Origin of the sequence: Streptomyces sp. NPDC004542, assembly GCF_040610035.1 — a bacterium.
Lineage (GTDB): Bacteria > Actinomycetota > Actinomycetes > Streptomycetales > Streptomycetaceae > Streptomyces.
In genome coordinates this window covers 1-20865 of record NZ_JBEXLP010000112.1, presented here as the reverse complement: position 1 = coordinate 20865, position 20865 = coordinate 1, and the positions used below count along the sequence as shown (strand labels likewise).

General features: G+C 73.0%; 11 protein-coding genes. 8 read left to right on the top strand and 3 right to left on the bottom strand.

Annotated elements, in window-relative coordinates; translation table 11 throughout:
- The 5 genes from ABZX30_RS34275 to ABZX30_RS34255 form a co-directional block, all read left to right on the top strand.
- Nucleotides 1-2866: type I polyketide synthase (locus ABZX30_RS34275; RefSeq protein WP_355941135.1), on the top strand; the 2866-nt coding region annotated here is incomplete at its 5' end.
- 52 nt (nt 2867-2918) lie between these two features.
- Nucleotides 2919-3830 carry a proline iminopeptidase-family hydrolase gene (locus tag ABZX30_RS34270; RefSeq protein ID WP_355941141.1) on the top strand — a complete coding sequence of 304 codons (912 nt, stop codon included), beginning with the start codon at nt 2919-2921 and terminating at the stop codon, nt 3828-3830.
- A 220-nt stretch (nt 3831-4050) separates the two neighbouring features.
- A complete protein-coding gene (locus ABZX30_RS34265) occupies nt 4051-5376 on the top strand; it encodes a lysine 2,3-aminomutase (protein ID WP_355941132.1) in 1326 nt (441 codons plus the stop codon).
- 29 nt (nt 5377-5405) lie between these two features.
- The gene (locus ABZX30_RS34260) at nt 5406-6662 is read left to right on the top strand and encodes an aminotransferase class I/II-fold pyridoxal phosphate-dependent enzyme (RefSeq protein ID WP_355941129.1); all 1257 of its coding nucleotides are present in this window, start codon (nt 5406-5408) and stop codon (nt 6660-6662) included.
- A 54-nt stretch (nt 6663-6716) separates the two neighbouring features.
- Nucleotides 6717-7676: an ACP S-malonyltransferase gene (locus ABZX30_RS34255; protein WP_355941126.1), complete on the top strand. Its 960-nt coding sequence runs from the start codon at nt 6717-6719 to the stop codon at nt 7674-7676.
- Nucleotides 7677-7706: 30 nt separating this feature from the next.
- Here the strand turns inward: ABZX30_RS34255 and ABZX30_RS34250 are convergent, their stop codons facing one another.
- On the bottom strand, nt 7707-7955 hold the full coding sequence (locus tag ABZX30_RS34250) for a phosphopantetheine-binding protein (RefSeq protein WP_355941138.1): 249 nt from the start codon (nt 7953-7955) through the stop codon (nt 7707-7709).
- 118 nt (nt 7956-8073) lie between these two features.
- Here ABZX30_RS34250 and ABZX30_RS34245 point away from each other — a divergent pair, with 118 nt between their 5' ends.
- Both ABZX30_RS34245 and ABZX30_RS34240 read left to right on the top strand, forming a co-directional pair.
- A complete protein-coding gene (locus tag ABZX30_RS34245) occupies nt 8074-9630 on the top strand; it encodes an AMP-binding protein (RefSeq protein WP_355941123.1) in 1557 nt (518 codons plus the stop codon).
- Nucleotides 9631-9722: 92 nt separating this feature from the next.
- Entirely contained in the window at nt 9723-10649 is a 927-nt protein-coding gene (locus ABZX30_RS34240) for a gluconolaconase (protein WP_355941120.1), read from the top strand.
- Between the two features lie 79 nt (nt 10650-10728).
- Here ABZX30_RS34240 and ABZX30_RS34235 read toward each other — a convergent pair whose 3' ends face one another.
- Both ABZX30_RS34235 and ABZX30_RS34230 read right to left on the bottom strand, forming a co-directional pair.
- Nucleotides 10729-11343, bottom strand: a complete 615-nt coding sequence (locus tag ABZX30_RS34235) for a TetR/AcrR family transcriptional regulator (protein ID WP_355941118.1) — start codon at nt 11341-11343, stop codon at nt 10729-10731.
- A gap of 130 nt (nt 11344-11473) precedes the next feature.
- The gene (locus ABZX30_RS34230) at nt 11474-13015 is read right to left on the bottom strand and encodes an AMP-binding protein (protein ID WP_355941115.1); all 1542 of its coding nucleotides are present in this window, start codon (nt 13013-13015) and stop codon (nt 11474-11476) included.
- Between the two features lie 417 nt (nt 13016-13432).
- Here ABZX30_RS34230 and ABZX30_RS34225 point away from each other — a divergent pair.
- The coding region (locus tag ABZX30_RS34225) for an SDR family NAD(P)-dependent oxidoreductase (protein ID WP_355941112.1) at nt 13433-20865 on the top strand (7433 nt) is incomplete at its 3' end.

Here is a 20865-nt window from a genome sequence, read left to right as displayed (position 1 = left end):
CGGCCTGTTCGCCTCCGGCGCGGGCGTCGACTGGGACGGCTTCTTCACCGGCCGTGACGCCACCCGCGTCGACCTGCCCACCTACGCCTTCCAGCGCCGGCGCTACTGGGTCGACGCGCAGATCGGCGGCGGGGACGTCAGCACCGCCGGACTGAGCGCGGCCGAGCACCCGCTGCTGGGGGCCGCCCTCACGCTCGCCGATCAGGACAGTACCGTCCTGACCGGACGCCTGTCCCCGGCCACCCAGCCCTGGCTGGCGGACCACGCCATCGGTGAGGCCATCCTCTTCCCCGGTACCGGGTTCGTCGAGCTCGCCCTGCACGCCGCCGACCAGGCCGGCTGCACCCACCTCGACGAACTCACCCTCCAAGCCCCCCTCGTCCTGCCGCCCGACGGTGCCGCACAGATCCAGGTGGTGGTCGGCGGCGCCGACGAGACGGGGACCCGTACCGTCACCGTCCACTCCCGGCCCGAGGGGCAGCAGGCCGCTGACGCCTGGCTGCTGCACGCGCAGGGCGTGCTCACCTCCGCCGCGCCCACCCGGCCGGTCCCCGAGGACCTCGCGTGGCCCCCCAGCGGCGCCACCCCCCTCCCCACCGACGGCGCCTACGACACCCTGCTCCGCCAGGGCTACGCCTACGGCCCCGTCTTCCAAGGCCTCAAAGCCGCCTGGCGGCGCGGCGACGACCTCTACGCCGAAGTCGAACTCCCCGCCGACACCTGGGACGACGCCGCCCACTACGGCCTCCACCCCGCCCTCCTCGACTCGGCGCTGCATGTCGCCCTGCTCGCCGGCGGGGCGGACGACCGCAGGCTGCTGCCGTTCGCCTGGTCCGGTGTGGAACTGCACGCGACCGGTGCCTCGGCCCTGCGGGTCGTGTTGTCGACGGCGGGGGAGGACACGGTGTCCCTGGCGCTGGCCGACCCGACGGGACGTCCGGTCGCCACCGTGCGGTCGCTGCTGTCGCGGCCGGTCACGGACGAGCAGCTGAGGGGGCCGTCGGCGACCCACGACTCACTGTTCCGGCTCGGCTGGGCGCCCCTCGCGCGGCAGGCGGGCGCGGTCCGGGCGGTCGACCGGGGCCGCTGGGAGGACATCGTCCGTGTCGCGGACGACGGGACGCTGCCGGACCTGCCGGAGCTCGTGGTGCTGCGCTGCGACGAGCCGGCCGGGGCGGCGGACTTCGAGGCGGTGCGCGCCGCCACCCGGCGGGTCCTCGGGGTGCTCCAGGCGTGGACGGGCGACGAGCGGTTCACGTCCTCGTCCGCGACGCTGGCCGTCGTCACCCGCGGCGCGGTCGCGGTGGACGGGGAGGACGTCACGGATCTGGCCGGTGCCGCGGTGTGGGGTCTGACCCGGTCCGCCCAGCTCGCCCACGACAGGATCGTGCTGGTCGACCTCGACCCGGGCACGGCGCCCGAGTCGGTGCTCGCCGAGGTCGTGGCGTCGGCCGAACCCCAGGTGGCGGTGCGTGGCGGCGAGTTCAGGGCGGCGCGGCTGACTCGGGTCGTGGCCTCGGCCGGCGGGGCGGACCTCGCGACCCGCTTCGACGCCGAGGGCCCCGTGCTGGTCACCGGCGCGGGCGGCATGCTCGGCCGGCTGTTCTCCCGGCACCTGGTAACCCGGTACGGCGTCCGGGAACTGCTGCTGACCAGCAGGCGCGGCGGCGCGGCCCCCGAGCTCGCCGGACTCGCCGAGGAACTGCGCGCGCTGGGTGCCGGTGTCGAGGTGGCCGCCTGCGATGTGGCCGACCGTGCGGCCGTGGCGGCCCTGCTGGAGGGGCGCACGCTGTCCGGGGTGGTGCACCTGGCCGGTGTGCTCGACGACGCCGCCCTGGCCTCCCTGACGCCGGACCGTATGGACACCGTGCTGCGGCCGAAGGCGGAGGCGGCCCTGAACCTGCACGAGCTGACGGCCGGCATGGACCTGAAGGCGTTCGTGCTGTTCTCCTCGGCCGCGGGCACCCTCGGCAACGCCGGCCAGGGCAACTACGCGGCGGCCAACGCCCTGCTGGACGCCCTGGCCCAGCACCGCCGGGCCCGCGGCCTGGCCGGACAGTCCCTGGCCTGGGGCCTGTGGGGCAGCGACTCCGGCATGGCCGGGGAGCTCGCGGAGGCGGACCGCAGGCGCATGAGCCGCGTCGGCATCGGCGCCCTGACCGCCGGGGAGGGACTCGCCCTGTTCGACGCCGCCGCGACCCTCGACGAGGCGGCGGTGGTGCCGATGGCCCTGGACACCGGTGTCCTCGCGGGGGCGGGGGACGATCTGCCGCCGGTCTACCGTTCGCTGGTGCGCGGCCGGATCCGGCGGGCGGCGGCGGCCGGCGCGGCGGCCGCCGGGGATGTGGCGGCGGCCCTGCGGCGGCGGCTCTCCGCGCTGTCGCGGCAGGAGCGGATGGCCGTACTGCTCGACGTGGTGTGCGGGCAGGCGGCGTCCGTCCTCGGTCACGCGACCGTGGGCGAGGTGGAGCCGGAGCGGGCGTTCAAGGACCTCGGCTTCGACTCGCTGACCGCGGTGGAGTTCCGCAACCAGGTCAACGCCGCGACCGGGCTGCGCCTTCCCGCCACCCTGGTCTTCGACCACCCGAACGCGCGGGCCCTCGCCGAGCGCCTCCACGCCGAACTGGTGCCCGCGGACACCGGCGGCGACGACACCGCGGAGGCGGAGGTGCGGCGCGTCCTGCAGGCGATCCCCTTCAGCAGGCTCCGCGAGGCCGGCCTGATGGACGTCCTGCTGGAACTCGGCGGGGCGCGGGAGGACGTGCTCGGCCAGGCGGCGGAGCCGGAGGAGTCCATCGACGAGATGGACACCGAGGACCTCATCAGCCTGGCCCTCGACTCGCTCTCCGCCGACGACCACGGGTGACCCCCGGCCCACCCGTTCACCACCCGATCCCGACCACCCGGAAGTGGCAGACATGCATGTGGCACCCAGCGCCAAGGGCACCGCACCGTTCGGCGAGCACGAGACCTGGTACCGCGTCACCGGCGACCTGCGGTCGGGCCGGCCCCCCCTCGTCCTCGTGCACGGGGGGCCGGGCAGTACCCACGACTACCTGCTGAACCTCACCGCCCTCGCCGAGGACGGCTGGCCGGTCGTCCACTACGACCAGCTCGGCAACGGCGGTTCCACCCATCTGCCGGGCCACGGGGCCGAGTTCTGGACCCCCGAGGTCTTCCTCGACGAACTCGACAACCTGCTGCGGCACCTCGGCATCACCGACGACTACGTGCTGTTCGGGCAGTCGTGGGGCGGCATGCTCGCCGTCCGGCACGCCGCCCGCCGGCCCGCCGGGCTGCGTGGTCTGGTCGTGGCGAACTCCCCGGCGTCCTATCCGCTGTGGCTTCAGGAGATGGCGGTGCTGCGCGCCGCGCTGCCCAAGGGCGTCGACGACACCCTGCGCCGGCACGAGGCCGCCGGCACGACCGACAGCGAGGAGTACTTCGAGGCCATGCGCGTCTTCTACGAGCGGCACGTGTGCCGGCTCACGCCGTGGCCGCGGGACTTCATGGCCTCCTTCATGGAGGTCTACAACGACCCGACCGTCTACTACACGATGAACGGCCCCAACGAGTTCCACGTCATCGGCACCCTGCGCGACTGGTCGGTGATCGAGGACTGCCCGGACGTCGCCGTTCCCACGCTCGTCCTCACCGGCGCCCACGACGAGGCCACCCCGGCGACCGTGCGGCCTTTCGTGGATCTCATCCCCGACGTGCGCTGGGAGATCCTTCCCGAGTCCAGCCACATGCCCCACCTCGAGGAGCCCGAGCGGTTCCTGGACGTGCTGCGCGCCTACCTGTCCGGCCTTGCGGAAAAGCGAGATTAAGGGCAGGGCAGGGGGGAGGTCTAGGGGTTCCGGCGGCACATTATGAACTACGGTTGTTGCCAGCCCCAGACTAACTCTCCCGGAATAGCGGAGAAGTCCGGAAGCGATCTCCACTCGAATCGCCGGCGGTAAAGTCCGGCCGACCGAAAGTCGCGCGGGTGGTGATGAAAAGAAATGCCACCAAAATACCCGTGGTTCAGGAGACCGGAGGAAATATCGAATGTCTCAGCTGGCTCTCAGCTCATTCGAAACGGTGCGTTTCCGTGCCCACGGACCACGCCAGATCGATGACATCGCGGCGGGCTACGGGCTGCCGGCGGACGTGACGGAGACGGTCCGCGTGGTCTCCGAAGTGCTGCCGTTCCGGGTGAACGAGTACGTGCTCACGCACCTCGTCGACTGGGACAACATCCCCCACGACCCCATCTTCCAACTGGTGTTCCCGCAGCGGGGCATGCTCACCGCCGAGGACGAGAGAGCGGTCGCCGAGGCGATGGCGAGCGGCTCGCGGCCGCGGCTGCGGGCGGTCGTCGCGGAGATCCGCTCCCGGCTGAACCCGCACCCCTCGGGCCAGATGCAGCTCAACGTCCCCAGCGAGGACGGCGTCGCCCTGCCCGGCATGCAGCACAAGTACCGCGAGACGGTGCTGTACTTCCCCGGGCACGGCCAGACCTGCCACAGCTACTGCACGTACTGCTTCCGCTGGGCCCAGTTCGTCGGCGACGCCGACCTGCGTTTCGCGGCCTCCAGCCCGGACCAGCTCATCGCCTATCTGCGCAAGCACCCGGACGTCACCGACGTCCTCGTGACCGGCGGCGACCCGATGGTGATGACCACCGAGCGGCTCCGCTCCCACCTCGAGCCCCTGCTCGCCGTGGAGAGCGTGCGCACCATACGCATCGGTACCAAGTCCATCGCCTACTGGCCGCACCGGTTCGTCAACGACCAGGACGCCGACGAAGTGCTCTGGCTGTTCGAGAAGATCGTCGACTCCGGCCGCAACCTCGCCGTGATGGCGCACTTCAGCCACCCGCGGGAGCTGCAGACCGACCTCGCCCGCCGGGCCGTCGCCCGGATCCGCGCCTCCGGCGCCCTCGTCTACTGCCAGGCCCCGCTGATCGCGCACGTCAACGACGACGCGGCGACCTGGAACGAGATGTGGCGCGCGGAACTCGCCGTCGGCGCCGTGCCGTACTACATGTTCGTCGAGCGGGACACGGGCCCCTACGGCTACTTCAAGGTGCCGCTGGCCGATGCCGTGACCATCTTCCAGGACGCCTACCGCGCCCTGCCCGGCCTCGCCCGTACCGTGCGCGGCCCGGTGATGTCCGCGACCCCCGGCAAGGTCGCCGTCGACGGCCTGGCCTACACCCCCGAGGGCAGCCACTTCCAGCTGCGGATGCTGCAGGCCCGCGACCCCCGGTTCGTCGGACAGTCCTTCCGCGCCCGCTTCTCGCCCGACGCCGCCTGGCTCGACGACCTGGAACTGGACCCCGACACCCCGTCCGACCTCGCGGCCGCGATCCACGGCACCCGCAAGGCCTGACCCCGGTCAGGATGCGAAAGGAGACGGTCATGACCGGCCGTAACGTGTCCCCCAACCTGGCGCTCAACCAGCTGGTGGACGAGCGCGTCGCCGCGGGGGAGTCCCTCGTGCACCTCGGGTTCGGCGAGGCGCGGCTGCCTGCCTTCGCCCCCCTCGCCGAACGGCTCGCGGCGGGAGCCGGACGCAACGCCTACGGCCCCGTCGCCGGCGGCAAGGACGTACGCGAGGCGGTGGCCGGCTACTTCGCCCGTCGGCGCCTGCCCACCGACGCCTCACAGGTCGTCGTGGCGCCCGGCAGCAAGCCGCTGCTGATGGCCCTGCACATGACCGTCCCCGGCGATGTGCTGCTGCCCCGCCCCTGCTGGAACACCTATGCGCCCCAGGCCCGCTACCTGGGCAAGCAGGCCATCGGGGTGCCGATCCCCGCCGAGTGCGGCGGCGTCCCCGATCCGGACGCGCTGCGCGAGACGATCCGGGCCGCCCGCGTCCTCGGCCACGACCCGCGGATCGTGGTCGTCACCCTGCCCGACAATCCCACCGGCACCCTCGCCCCGCCCGCCCTGGTGCGGGAGATCTGCGCCGTCGCCGAGGAGGAGGACCTCCTCATCGTCTCCGACGAGATCTACCGGGACGTCGTCCACGACCCCGCCACCGAGGTCCTCAGCCCCGCCGAGGTGGCGCCACGGCGCACCGTCGTCACCACCGGGCTCAGCAAGAGCCTCGCGCTCGGCGGCTGGCGCATCGGCGCCGCCCGCTTCCCCGAGGGGGCGTGGGGCCGCCGTATCCGCGACGGCGTGGTCTCCGCGGCCAGCGAGGTCTGGTCGACGCTGGCCGGCCCCATGCAGGAGGTCGCCGCCTACGCGTTCGCCGAACCGCCCGAGATCCGCGGGCGCCTCGCGGCCTGCGCCCGGCTGCACGGCGTGGTGGCCCGCGAGGTGCACCGCATCGTGGTCGCGGCCGGCGCCGTCTGCCGGCCCCCTACCGGCGCCTTCTACGTCTACCCCGACTTCGAGCCGCTGCGCGGCCGGCTGGCCGCGCTCGGCGTCACCGACTCGCTCTCCCTGCACCGGCATCTCCTGGACGCCCACGGGGTGGTCGTCCTGGCGGGCCATCACCTCGGCGACGACGAGGAGGCGCTCCGCTTCAAGGCCGCCACCAGCATGCTCTACGGCGAGACGGCCGAGCAGCAGGAGGAGTCCCTGGCGGCCGCCGACCCGCTGGTCCTGCCGCACGTCAGCGGAGTGCTGACCCGCCTGGAAGAGACCTTCGCCAAGCTCGCCCCGTAAGGCCCCCACCCGGAAGACCCTCCGCGGCCGCCCGTCGAGGAGAGAACAGGACAGATGACCATGGAGCCCAAGGACCCCACCGGCAGCGCGCTCGTCTTCCCCGGCATGGCACCCACCCGCTTCACGGACGTGGCCAAGTTCATGCTGATCAACCCGCATGCGCGCGGCCTGCTCAAGTCGGCGGACGAGGTGCTCGGCTACTCGCTGTTCGACCGCTACCGCGCGGCCGACGGCGACTACACCGAGTACGCGCAGGTCGCCTTCTTCCTCAACTGCGTCGCCCTCGCCCAGTGGGCCGAGCAGGAGTACGGCATGCGGCCGGCCGCCGCCGCCGGGCCCAGCTTCGGCAGCAAGGCCGCCGCCGTCTTCTCGGGCGTCCTGGAGTTCGCCGACGCGGTGCGCATGACCGCGCGGATGGCCCGCGTGGAGAACGACTACTTCACGCGGGAGTTCCAGGACGCGGTCACCTTCTCCTTCACCCGCACCCCCTGGGAGAAGCTCGAGGAGGTGCTGGCCGAGCTGGACGAGCGCGGCGAGTGGCACGACCTGTCCTGCCACATCGACGACGACTTCTACATGGTCTCGCTCGACGGTTCCAACGTGGAGTGGATGGAGAAGCGGCTGCGCTCGATGGGCGGCATGCCCCTGTACACGATGCGCCCGCCGATGCACTGCGGGGTCTTCGGCCCGCTGCGGGACCGCATCGCCCAGGAGGTGCTCGCGGAACTCGAGTTCGCCGACCCGGTGCTGCCCGTCGTCGCCGACCAGGACGGCTCGCTGCTCACCACCGGCGAGCAGGTGCGGCAGATGATCCTCGACGGCTATGTGCTGCCGGTGCGCTGGCCGGACGTCGTGGCCACGCTGCGCGAGCGGCTCGGCGTCGAGCAGCTGTACGTGTGCGGTCCGGACAGCCTCTTCGGCCGGGTCCGCATCACCACGCGCTCCTTCGCCGACGTCGTACCGGTCAAGCCGCGCACCGCGATGCTCCCGCGCCGGGCCACCGCGGCCGCCTGAAGCGGACGGCGGCGCCCGGCGCGCGGTCCGTCAGCCGGTGCGGGCGGTCAGCTCCGACAGCGCGGTCCACAGCACCCCGGGCGTGGAGAAGTTCTCCATCGTCAGGGCATCGTCGACAAAACGCACGTCGTACACGCTTTCCAGAGCGGCCATCAGATCCACCGTGCCGATCGAGTCCAGACCCAGATCCCACAGATCGGAACCGGAATCAAGCTTGTCGCCGGCACCGAGAAACGGAAGGTGTTTCCGCAGGGTCTCCTCGAACTTTTCGTCCCACATATCGATCATCTCCCAGAGGAAAACAGGTCCACCGCGACGAATATATTCCCGGAAGTGTTCCGGACAGCAGCTCCGTCACCCCCTAATCAGACAGCGAAGCCCCTTATTCGGAGAAGGAATGTTGAAGAAGATCGAGGACGCGCTGCACGCGCGATTCCTGCGCGGGCTCGCCGTGTCCGGGCAGCGCCCGGCCCTGCACACCGGGGAGCGGACGTACAGCTACGAGGAGATCCACGCCCTCGCCCTGCAGTGGGCCGGCTCCCTGCTGGCCGACCCGGCCGGACCGCCCCGCGCGATCGGCATCCTGGCGGCCAAGGGCATCGAGGCGTACGCCGGTATCCTCGCCGCCCTCTACACCGGTGCCACCGCGGTGCCGCTGCACCCCGCGTTCCCCGCGGCCCGCACCCGCAGCATGCTCGAGGACGCCCGGGTCTCCGCGGTCATCGCGGACGACGCCGGGCTCGCCGCCCTCGCCGAGGCGCTGGACGCCGGCTCCACGCTGCCGGTGCTCGGCCCGCACAGCGCCACCGGTGACGGCCGCTTCCGCCGTATCGCCGTCCAGGCCCGCGACGCACTGACCGAGCCGCGGCCCGTCGCGCCGGAGGACCGGGCCTACATCCTGTTCACCTCGGGCTCCACGGGCCGCCCCAAGGGCGTGCCCATCTCGCACGGCAGCACCACCCACTACTTCCGCCTCATGGACGAGCGCTACGGCTTCGACGCCGACGACGTCTTCTCGCAGACCTTCGACACCAACTTCGACTGCGCGATGTTCGACATGTTCTGCGCCTGGGGCGCCGGTGGCAGCATTCACCCCGTCCCGCTGCGGGCCTACCGCGATCTGCCCGGCTTCGCCGCCGAACGCCGGATGACGGTCTGGTTCTCCACGCCCAGCACCATCTCCCTGGTCCGCCGCACCGGTGGTCTCACCCCCGGCGCGCTGCCCACGCTGCGCTGGAGCCTGTTCGCCGGGGAGGCGCTGCGCGAGCAGGACGCCGCGGACTGGCAGGCGGCCGCGTCCGCCGCCACGCTCGAGAACATCTACGGTCCGACCGAGCTGACCGTCACCGTCACCGGCCACCGCTGGTCGCCCGAGACCTCACCGGCGCTGTGCGTCAACGGCCTGGTGCCGATCGGCACGGTCCACCAGGGCCACGACCATCTGCTGCTCGACGAGGACGGTCAGCCCACCGACCACGAGGGCGAACTGATCGTCGCCGGACCGCAGATGACGACCGGCTACCTCGACCCCGAGCACGACCGGGGCCGCTTCCTGCGGCACGACGGCCGCACCTGGTACCGCACCGGCGACCGGGTCCGGCGCCTGCCGGGCGACGAGCTGATCTACCTCGGCCGGCTCGACTCCCAAGTGCAGATCCAGGGCTGGCGGGTGGAACTCGCCGAGATCGAGCACGCCCTGCGGGCCTGCGAGGAGGTGCAGGACGCCGTCGCCGTGCCCCGTACCACCGACACAGGCACCGAACTGGTCATCTTCTACACCGGGGTCGCCGCCTCGCCCGCCGTCCTCGCGGGCCGGCTGCGCGGACTGCTGCCGAAGGGGATGGTCCCCAGGCACTACCGGCATGTCGAGGAGTTCCCGCTGAACTCCAACCGCAAGGTCGACCGCAGACAACTGGGCGCCGAGGCCGCCGAACTGCAGACGATCCCCGCCTGACCCCCCTGCCCCACCCGGCTGTCCGGCCATCCGGCCATCCGGCACCCCGTACCCCGCACCACAGACCCGTCCGCACGGAACAGGAGAACACCATGTCCGACACCCCCTTCGGTGAGGTCATCACCGGGCACGCCGACGCCCTGCACCCCGAGGGGGTCGACTGGGACCCGAACCGCCAGGCGTTCCTGGTGAGTTCCACCCGTCACGGCACCGCCTCCATCGTCGACGGCCACGGCACCGTCACGCCGCTCGTGACCGACCCGGACCCGCGGATCGTCTCGACCGTCGGCATCACCGTCGACGTCCCCCGCAACCGCCTGCTGCTCGGCTACCACGACCTCGGCATCGGGGCCCGCTCCACGCCGGAGACGAACCTGAAGGAGTCCGGCATAGCGGTGTACGACCTCACCACCGGTGAGGAGCAGTTCCTCGTCGACCTGGCCCTCGGTCCCGAGCGCATGCACGCCGCCGACCGCATCGCCCTCGCCGAGGACGGCACCGCCTACGTCAGCGACCCGGCCGCGAACAAGGTCTACCGGGTCGACGTCGACGGCAAGGCGGAGGTCCTCGCCGACAGCCAGGCCATCTCGCCCGGCTGGGAGCTGGGCACCGGCGCCGGCGTCATCGGCATCCGCGTCCACCCGGCCGGCTTCCTGCTGACGCTGCAGTACAGCACCGGCGCGCTGGCCCGCATCGACGTGGAGACCGGCGAGGTCCACCAGGTCCGGCTGGAGAGCGGCCCCATCATCGGCGGCGACGCGTTCGCGCTGCGCGCCGACGGCACCGTCGTCGTCGTCAGCAACAAGCTCGCCAACGAGAACGGCACGGACGCGGTGCACGTCCTCAGCCCGGTCGACGACACCTGGTCCGCCGCCCGCACCGTCCACCACCAGCCCTGGCCCGAGGCCAACCCGACCGACGTCCTGCCCACCCCGCACGGCGACTACGTGCTCAGCGGCCGGCCGGAGTACCTCTTCCGCGGCGAGACGGCCGACGACTTCGTCCTGCGCCGCATCTGACACCGCCGTACACGCGCGCCGGCCGGCCCTCTGGGAAGGGGACCGGCCGGACGGCGTGTCGTTGGGGTGCGGGAGCCGCTCAGGTCTGCGCCGCCGCGCGCGGCTTCGCGCCGGACCACTCGAGCATGGCCCGCAGCGCACGCGTCAGGTCCTCACCCGAGGGAGCACGGTCGGGATCGACCAGGAACTGCGCCATCACGCCCGTGGCGAGCGCCTGGAAGAACGCGCCCACCGCGTGCTGCGTCGCCTCGTCCATGTCCCCCGCGATCTCGCCCGCGATGCTCTTGAACAGTTCCGCCATCGACCGGCGCCCCTGCTCCAGACCGTCGGCCAGCGCCGGCTTCAGCTCCGGTGCCCGGTCGACCTGTGCGAAGACCTCGAAGCTCGCCAGCAGCAGCTGCCGGTTCGAGGAGTACCTCCCGACGATCTGCGACCAGGCGGTCTCGAACCGCTCCACCGGTGTGGCCCCGGGATCGACATCCGTGACCTCGGTCGGGGAGATCTCCTTGCCGCTCTCGTCCAGTGCCTCCAGGAGCGCGGCGTTCAGCAGCGCCTCCTTGGAGCCGTAGTGGTAACCGATGGAGGCCAGGTTGGCCCCGGAGGCGGCCACGATGTCCCGCGCCGTCGTCCGGCCGTAGCCCTTCTCTATCAAGCAGCGCTTCGCCCCGATGAGCAGGTCCTCGCGATGTCCCATGGCCCCAACCTTAATCGACGTCTTATACGTTCGTCTCATACGCTGCTGTAGGCGAACAGCCCGGCGCAACGGCGTGGGCCCGCCGTTCCTGCGGCGGGCCCACCCCGGACGAGCTGCGAAGATGCCCGCCTCACAGACCGGCCAGGGCCGCGAGCGCGGCACGATCGGTCTTTCCGTGCGCGGTCACCGGCCACTCCGTTATGACGCGCAGCTCCCTCGGCACCATGTACGCCGGCAGCGACCGCGCGCAGAACGCGCTCAACTCCGCGCCCCTGGGCGTCTCCGCGACGCCTGCCGCCATCGACACGAACGCCCCCAGCACGGGGTCCCGGCCGGGCCGTCGAAGCACCAGCACGGCCGCCGCGCCGACTCCCGGATACTCCAAGACCTTCCGCTCCACCTCGCCGATCTCCACCCGGTTACCGAGGATCTGCACCTGGGAGTCGGTCCGGCCGCAGAAGTACATCTCGCCGCCTTCACCCCGGTACGCCAGGTCGCCGGTGCGCAGCACCAGCCGGCCCGAGCGCGGGTCGAGCGGGTCGGGCACCTGGGCCCGGCGGGTGGCGTCCGGGTCGTCCCAGTAGCCGGTGAACAGGGCCGGGGTGCGCAGATGGATCTCCCCCTGCACACCGGGCTCCTCGACCACCCGCCCGCACTCGTCGACGAGCGTCATCTCGGCGCCGGGGTGCGCGAACCCGATGGACAGCTTCTGCACGTCCTCCGGCAGCGGGTTGGGCACGTCCGTGAACGAGCACGCCATGGACTCGGTGGCCCCGTAGCAGTTCACCAGGCGGGCCTGGGGCAGCAGTTGCTGCAGCCGGCGCAGTTCGGGCAGCGGGAAGTCCTCCCCGCAGAACAGCACCCCGCGCAGCCCGGTCAGCGTGGCCAGCTGCTCCGCCTCGTGCCGCAGCGCCCCGCGCCAGATCGACGGCACCCCGTCGACCTGCGTGACCTCCATGTCCTTCAGGAACCGCACGAACCGGCGCGGGAAGCGCAGTGTGTCGCGGGGGACCGGTACGACGGCCGCGCCGCTGCCCAGCGCCAGACCGATGTCCAGCAGCGAGAAGTCGAACTGCAGCGGCGAGGTGGTGGCGACCCGGTCGCGGGGGGAGACGATGGCGTGCTGGAGCATGCCCCGGTAGAACGACACGACCCCGCGGTGGCTCATCACCACCCCCTTGGGGCGGCCCGTCGTACCGGACGTGAAGATGATGTACGCGGTGTCCGTGCCCACCGGCTCACGGCGATGCCGCACCCGTTGCACCGGCGCCCGCTCCACCACCAGGCCCTCCGGCCCGAAACGCCCGAGGCCGGTCTCCTCCGGCAGCCCTTCCCGGCGGCCGTCGGCGGCCTGCACGAACAGGCCCGGCCGGGTGGCCTGGACGATGGTCTCCAGCCGCTCGGCCGGGGTCTCCGGGCTCACCGGCACGAACGCCAGACTGAGCGCGGAACACGCCAGGAACATCGCGATCGCCGAGGCGGAGGTGTGCGACTCCAGGATCACCCGGTCCCCGTAGTCGAGCCCCAGGCTGTCGAGGACGGACACATACGCGTGGACCCGTTGCTCCAGCTGACGGTAGGTCAGCACAGCGGGTTCGCCGTCCGGACCCGTCTCGACCACGGCCGGAGCGTCCGGTGTCACCCTGGCCCAGGCCAGCATGAAGTCGTGCATCCGGTCCACCGGCGCGGAAACCGAGACGGATATTTCTTGGCGCAAGCTCACGTGAATCTTCCCCCATCACTGGCGGCGAGTTCTGGCGGCCCGGGATTTGGAAAAGATCCGGCGAGCCGGAAGCGCGGACGGGCACCGAATGCGGCGGCCGGTATTGTGCGGCTGACGGTGCGACTCTCGTACTCTCTGCGGGATTCCTATCATGGGCCTAAGGCGTGAGCAAGGTTTTCCGTCACGCTCTGGGGCCCCGTGAATGGTCCCCGCAGGTCCCCAACTCTCCAGGCCAGACGCTTGGGGTGGCACCTAGGGGTGCCTAGGGGTGACGGCTCGGCTTTTAACTGACGTACCGTGCGGTTGCGTGGCGACCCAGTGTGCGGCCTGTGCGCACGATTAATCGATAACGTGGAGTGTGCCTCGATGAGCGAGTCTGGGACTTTCCTTTCCGCCGGTGACGAGGACACCCCGGCGGACCGTTCGCGTTTCGTGCGCGAACTGGCGGGACTGCCCGTTTCGGAGCAGCGTCGAATTCTGCTCGACCTGGTTCGGGAACAGACCCGGGTCATGCTGCGGAAAGTGCGTCCGGAGGAGGACGTGGCCGTCGACGTCATGCGTCCGTTCCGCGAACTGGGCCTGGACTCGCTGAGCCTGGTGGAGATGCACAAGCGCCTGAGCGCCGCCACCGGGCTCGCCCTGCCGGTCACCGTCGCCTTCGAGCACCCCACCGCTTCCCTGCTCGCCGAACACCTGCGTGCCGAAGCGTTCGGCCTCGTCGAGGACACCCCCGAACCCGATCGGGTCGCCGTCGCCGACGACGACCCGATCGTCGTCGTCGGCATCGGCTGCCGCTTCCCCGGCGGGATCTCCTCGCCGCAGGATCTGTGGCGCGTCGTCAGCGAAGAGCGCACCGTCGTCGACGACTTCCCCACCGACCGCGGCTGGGACCTCGACCGGCTCTTCGACGAGGACCCCGGCAGTGCCGGCCGCAGCTATGTCCGCAAGGGCGGATTCCTCGCCGAAGTCGCCGACTTCGACGCCGAGTTCTTCGGCATCGGCCCCCGCGAGGCCCTGGCCATGGACCCCCAGCAGCGGCTGCTGCTGGAGACCGTGTGGGAAGCCGTCGAACGCGCCGGCCTGGACCCGACCACGCTGCGCGGCACCCGCGCCGGTGTCTTCATCGGCGCCGGCGCCCACGAGTACGGCGTCCGCTCCCACGAGGACCCCCAGGGCACCGACGGCTACCAGCTCACCGGCACCGCGCTGAGCATCGCGTCCGGCCGCATCGCCTACTGCCTCGGCCTGGAGGGCCCCGCCCTCACCATCGACACCGCCTGCTCCAGCTCCCTGGTCGCCCTGCACCTGGCCGTGGAGTCGCTGCGCCGCGGCGAGTGCACGCTCGCTCTGGCCGGCGGCGCCACCGTCATGGCCAGCCCCGCCACCTTCACCGAGTTCAGCCGGCAGCGCGGACTCGCCCCCGACGGCTGCTGCAAGGCCTTCGCCGGGGCCGCCGACGGCACCGCCTTCGCCGAGGGTGTCGGCATCCTCGTCGTCGAACGCCTCACCGACGCCCGCCGGGCCGGCCACCCCGTCCTCGCCGTGATCCGCGGCAGCGGCATCAACCAGGACGGCGCCAGCAACGGCCTCACCGCCCCCAACGGCGCCGCGCAGCGCCGCCTCATCCGCCACACCCTGGCCCGGGCCGGCCTGCTGCCCGACCAGGTCGACGCCGTCGAGGCGCACGGCACCGGCACCACCCTCGGCGACCCCATCGAGGCCCGGGCCGTCATCGCCGCCTACGGTCAGGACCGTTCCGAGGGCCACCCGCTGTGGCTCGGCTCGGTGAAGTCCAACATCGGACACACCCAGGCCGCGGCCGGTGTCGCGGGCATCATCAAGATGATCGAGGCGATGCGCCACGACGTCCTGCCGCGCACCCTGCACATCGACCGGCCGACCCCCGACGTCGACTGGGCCGCGGGCGACGTACGCCTGCTCACCGAACCCACGCCCTGGCCCAAGGGCGAGGACCCCCGCCGCGCCGGCGTCTCCGCGTTCGGCGTCAGCGGCACCAACGCGCACGTCATCATCGAGGAACCGTCCTTCGAGGACGACACCCCCACCGACATCCCGGGCGCATCCCCGGACCGGCCCGCCGCCCTCGTGCCCGTGCCGGTCTCGGCCCGCACCGAACCCGCCCTGCGCGCCCAGGCGGCCCGCCTGCTCACCGTCGTCGACGGCGACGAGCGGGTCACGCCCGCCGACCTCGGCCACGCCCTCGCCACCACCCGGGCCGCCTTCGGCGAACGCGCCGTCGTCCTCGCCGCCGACCGCGCCGGCCTCCGCCACAGCCTGCAGGCACTCGCCGACGGACAGCCGTCCCCCGACGTGATCCGCGGCACCGCCGAACGCCACGGGGTGGCCTTCCTGTTCACCGGACAGGGCAGCCAGCGCGCCGCCATGGGCCGCGAACTCTACGAGGCCCACCCGGTGTTCGCCAAGGCGCTCGACGAGGCCGCCGGCTACCTCGACCTCCAGCTCGAACTGCCCCTGCGGGACGTACTGTTCGCGCCGGAAGGCTCGCCTCCGGCCGCGCTGCTCCACCACACCTGCTTCTCCCAGGCCGCCCTGTTCGCCGTGGAGACCGCCCTGTTCCGGCTGCTGGAGTCCTGGGGGCTGAGGCCCGACTACCTCGCCGGGCACTCCGTCGGCGAGCTCACCGCCGCCCACGTCGCAGGCGTACTCTCCCTCGACGACGCCGCCACCCTCGTCGCCGCCCGCGGCCGCCTCATGCAGACCCTGCCCGCCGGCGGCGCCATGCTCGCCGTGCAGGCGACCGAGGACGAAGTACGGCCCCTGCTCGGCGAGTCGGTCGGCCTCGCCGCGATCAACGGACCCACCTCCGTGGTGGTCTCCGGCACCGTCGACGCCGTCGAGGCGATCCAGGCCCACTTCACCGGGCTCGGACGCCGGACGAACCGGCTCCGGGTCTCGCACGCCTTCCACTCGCCGCTCATGGAACCCATGATCGAGGAGTTCCAGCGGATCGCGGAGATCCTCACCTACTCCGCACCCACCATCCCCGTCGTCTCCAACGTCACCGGACGCCTCGCCACCACCGAACAGCTCTGCTCCCCGCAGTACTGGGTCGACCACGTCCGCCGGGCCGTCCGGTTCGCCGACGGGATACGCCACCTCGCGGCGAGCGGCGTGGGCACCTTCGTCGAACTCGGCCCCGACGCCGTCCTGACCGCGCTCGCCCGGCAGACCCTCGACACCGACGACGCCCTCTTCCTGCCCACCCTGCGCCGCGATCACGACGAGGCACACACCCTGCTCACCGCGGTCGCCCGGGCCCACGCCCACGGTGCGTCCCTCACCGGCGCCGCCCTGTTCGCCGACCACGACACCCGGCGCGTCGATCTGCCCACCTACGCCTTCCAGCGGCGCCGCTACTGGCTGACCGCCCCGCCCGCCGCGGGCGACGCCCCCGGCCTCGGCCAGACGGCCGTCGACCACCCGCTGCTCGGCGCCACCGTCGCCCTCGCCGGCGCCGACACCGCCGTCCTCACCGGCCGGCTGTCCACGCGGACCCAGCCCTGGCTCGCCGACCACGTCATCTCCGGCGTCACCCTGCTGCCCGGCACCGCCTTCGTCGAACTCGCCGTCCGCGCCGGCGACCAGGTCGGCTGCGGCCTGCTGGACGAACTCACCCTCGAAGCGCCCCTGGTGCTGCCGGCCGACGGCGGCGTCGCCGTCCAGGTCACCGTCGGCGCCGCCGACGAGCAGGGCCTGCGCACCCTGGAGGTGTACTCGCGCGCCGAGACCGCCGAGGACACCGAAGCCTCCTGGACCCGGCACGCCACCGGCCTGCTCGCCCGCACCGCGCCCGCACCCGGCGCCGACCTCACCGCCTGGCCCCCGCCCGGCGCCACCCCCCTCGACATCACCACCCTGTACGCGGACATGGCCGACGACGGCTACGGCTACGGCCCCGCCTTCCGCGCCGTCACCGCCGCCTGGCAACGCGACGGCGAGGTCTACGCCGAGGTCGCCCTGCCCGCCGCCGAGCACGGCGCCGCCGCCGCCTTCGGACTGCACCCGGCCCTGCTCGACGCCGCGCTGCACGCCGCCGACCACGCCTTCCCCGAACGGGCCGGCGGGCAGGTCCACATCCCCTTCGCGTGGAACGGCGTCGCCCTGCACGCCACCGGAGCGGCGGCGCTGCGCGTCCGCGTCACCGCCACCGGCCCCGACACCCTCGCCGTCGCCCTGGCCGACCCGGCCGGCGCACCCGTCGCGACCGTCGGCTCCCTCGTCCTGCGCGCCGTCTCCGGCGACCAGCTGCGCGCCGCCCGCACCGGCGACACCGTCCACCACGTGACCTGGCGCCGCCTCGACGTGCCCGCCACCTTGACCGCCGAGCGGCCGCCCCGGTGGAACGGCACCGCCGAGGACCTCGGCCGGCTCGCCGCCGGCGCACCGGCCGCCGTCGTCCTCGACCTGTCCGGCACCCCCGCCGGTCCGGATGTGCTCACCCGGGTGCGCTCCTGCGTCACCGCCGCCCTGGAAGCCGTACAGGTGTGGCTCGGCGACGAACGCCTCACCGACAGCGTGCTCCTCGTCCGCACCCGCGGCGCGGTCGCCGTCACCGACGACGACGTGGCCGCACCCGACCGGGCCGCCGTCTGGGGCCTGCTCCGCTCGGCACAGGCCGAGAACCCCGGCCGCATCGTTCTCCTCGACACCGACACCGACACCGACACTGACAGCGACAGCGACGCCGACGCCCACGACCCGGCCGCCGTCCTCGCCACCGGCGAACCCGAGGCCGCCCTGCGCGACGGCACCGTGTGGATACCGCGCCTCGCCACCCACCCCGGCGCCGGCCCGTCCGCCACCCAGCCCTGGGACGACCGGCGGACCGTCCTGATCACCGGCGGCACCGGTGGACTCGGCGGCCACCTCGCCCGCCACCTCGTCATCCACCACGGCGTGCGCCACCTGCTGCTCACCAGCCGCCGCGGACTCGCCGCGCCCGGTGCCCGCGACCTCGTCGCCGAACTCGAGGCCGCCGGCGCCACGGTGACGGTCGCCGCCTGCGACGTCGCCGACCGTGCCGCGCTCGCCGCACTCCTCGGCACCGTCCCCGACGCCCACCCGCTCGGCGCGGTCGTGCACACCGCGGGCGTCGTCGACGACGGCCTGGTCGACGCCCTCACCGCCGACCGCGTCGACACCGTCCTGCGCCCCAAGGCCGACGCCGCCTGGCACCTGCACGAACTGACCCGCGACCTGGACCTCGCGGCCTTCGTCCTGTACTCCTCCATGGCCGGCGTCCTCGACGGAGCCGGCCAGGGCAACTACGCGGCCGCCAACGTCTTCCTCGACGCCCTGGCCCGCGAACGCCGCGCCCAGCACCTGCCCGCGGTGTCCATCGCCTGGGGCCTGTGGACCGGCGACGCCGGCATGGGTTCCCACCTCGACGCCGCCGCCCTCCAGCGCGCCCGCCGCCTCGGCATGGAAGGACTCTCCCCCGAGGAGAACCTCGCCCTGTTCGACCGGGCCGTCATCGCCGGCGCCCCCGTCGTCGCCCCGCTGCGCGTCGACCACGACGCCCTGCGCGCCCGCACCGACGGCGTCCCCGCCCTGCTGCGCGACCTCGTCCGCGGGCCCGTCCGGCGCACCGCCGCGGGACCGGCCGCCCCCGCCCCCGCACAGGCCGCCGGCCGCTGGGCGGGCCTGGACCGGGCCGACCTGGTCGCACAACTGCTGGACCTCGTACGCACCCAGGCCGCGGACGTCCTCGGCCACGACTCCGCGGAAGCGGTCGGAGCCTCCCGCGCCTTCACCGAGATGGGCTTCGACTCCCTCGGCGCCGTCGAACTGCGCAACCGCCTCAACGCCGCCACCGGCCTGCGCCTGAGCGCCACCCTCACCTTCGACTACCCCACCCCGCGCGCCCTCGCCGAACACCTCGCCGGCAAGGTCGGCGGGTCCGCCCCGGCCGCCCGGCCCGAGCGGCCCGCGCCCGCCGTCGCCACCGACGAACCCCTCGCCATCGTCGGCATGGCCTGCCGCTACCCCGGCGACATCGCCTCCCCCGAGGACCTGTGGCGCATGGTCGCCGCCGGCGAGGACGTCATCACCCCCTTCCCCGCCGACCGTGGCTGGGACCGCGACCTGTACGACCCCGAACCCGGCACCCCCGGCAAGAGCTACGCCCGCGAGGGCGGGTTCCTGCACGACGCCGCCCAGTTCGACGCCGGCTTCTTCGGCATCAGCCCTCGCGAAGCCCAGGCCATGGACCCCCAGCAGCGGCTGCTGCTGGAGGTCGCCTGGGAGACCCTGGAGCGCGCCGGCATCGACCCGCACAGCCTCAGGGGCAGCGACACGGGCGTGTTCGCCGGCGTCATGTACCACGACTGGGGCCTGCGCCTGGGCCCGCTTCCCGAGGACGTCGCCGGCTACCACGGCAACGGCAGCCTGGCCAGCGTCGTCTCCGGCCGCGTCGCCTACGCCCTCGGCCTGGAGGGCCCCGCCGTCTCCGTCGACACCGCCTGCTCCTCCTCCCTGGTCGCCCTCCACATGGCCGCCCAGGCCCTGCGCAACGGCGAGTGCTCCCTCGCTCTCGCGGGCGGCGTCACCGTCATGTCCACCCCGGACACGTTCGTCGACATGAGCCGCCAGCGCGGCCTGTCCGCCGACGGCCGCTGCAAGTCCTTCGGCGCGGACGCCGACGGCACCGGCTGGGGTGAGGGCGTCGGTCTGCTCCTCGTCGAGCGCCTCTCCGACGCCCGCCGCAACGGCCACCGCGTCCTGGCCCTCGTCCGCGGCAGCGCCGTCAACTCCGACGGCGCCAGCAACGGTCTCACCGCCCCCAACGGCCCCTCCCAGCAGCGCGTCATCCACCAGGCCCTGGCCGGCGCCGGCCTCACCACCAGCGAGGTCGACGCCGTCGAGGGCCACGGCACCGGAACGACCCTCGGCGACCCCATCGAGGCCCAGGCCATCCTCGCCACCTACGGCCAGGACCGGCCCGAGGACCGCCCCCTGTGGCTCGGCTCCATCAAGTCGAACATGGGCCACACCCAGGCCGCCGCCGGTGTCGCGGGCATCATCAAGATGGTCATGGCGATGCGCCACGGCCGGCTTCCCCAGACCCTCCACGCCGACGAGCCCAGCCACCAGGTCGACTGGACCGAGGGCGCGGTACGCCTGCTCACCGAGCCCCGCGACTGGACCGCCACCGACGGCCGCCCCCGTCGCGCCGGTGTCTCCTCTTTCGGCATCAGCGGCACCAACGCGCATGTCATCGTCGAGCAGGGCCCGGACCCCGAGCCGCGAGAGACGCCCGCCGCAGCCACGCCGCCGGTGAGTTCGGCGGTGATCCCCTGGGCGCTCTCCGCCCGCACCCCGGACGCCCTGCGCGCCCAGGCGGCCAGGCTCCGCCACCACCTCGACACCCTCACCGACGACGAACTCCGCCCCGCCGCCCGCGCCCTGATCACCACCCGCGCGGCCCTCGAACACCGCGCCGTCGCCATCGGCACCGACGCCCGGTCCCTCGCCGAGGAACTCGACGCCGTCGCCGCCGGCACGGGCACCGTCGTCGCCGAGGCCCACGAGGGCCGTACGGCGGTGGTGTTCACCGGGCAGGGCAGTCAGCGGCTGGGGATGGGGCGGGAGTTGTACGACGCCTTCCCGGTGTTCGCGGCTGCTTTCGACGCCGTGTGCGAGGCCCTCGGTGAGGTGCCCGTTCGCGAGGTGATGTGGGGTGAGGATGCGGGGCTGTTGGAGCGGACGGAGTTCGCTCAGCCCGCGTTGTTCGCCGTGGAGACGGCGCTGTTCCGGTT

Coding starts and splice junctions, on each gene's coding strand:
- ABZX30_RS34270 (WP_355941141.1), top strand. CDS start 2,919: ATGCATGTGGCACCCAGCGCCAAGGGCACCGCACCGTTCGGCGAGCAC.
- ABZX30_RS34265 (WP_355941132.1), top strand. CDS start 4,051: ATGTCTCAGCTGGCTCTCAGCTCATTCGAAACGGTGCGTTTCCGTGCC.
- ABZX30_RS34260 (WP_355941129.1), top strand. CDS start 5,406: ATGACCGGCCGTAACGTGTCCCCCAACCTGGCGCTCAACCAGCTGGTG.
- ABZX30_RS34255 (WP_355941126.1), top strand. CDS start 6,717: ATGACCATGGAGCCCAAGGACCCCACCGGCAGCGCGCTCGTCTTCCCC.
- ABZX30_RS34250 (WP_355941138.1), bottom strand. CDS start 7,955: ATGTGGGACGAAAAGTTCGAGGAGACCCTGCGGAAACACCTTCCGTTT.
- ABZX30_RS34245 (WP_355941123.1), top strand. CDS start 8,074: ATGTTGAAGAAGATCGAGGACGCGCTGCACGCGCGATTCCTGCGCGGG.
- ABZX30_RS34240 (WP_355941120.1), top strand. CDS start 9,723: ATGTCCGACACCCCCTTCGGTGAGGTCATCACCGGGCACGCCGACGCC.
- ABZX30_RS34235 (WP_355941118.1), bottom strand. CDS start 11,343: ATGGGACATCGCGAGGACCTGCTCATCGGGGCGAAGCGCTGCTTGATA.
- ABZX30_RS34230 (WP_355941115.1), bottom strand. CDS start 13,015: ATGCACGACTTCATGCTGGCCTGGGCCAGGGTGACACCGGACGCTCCG.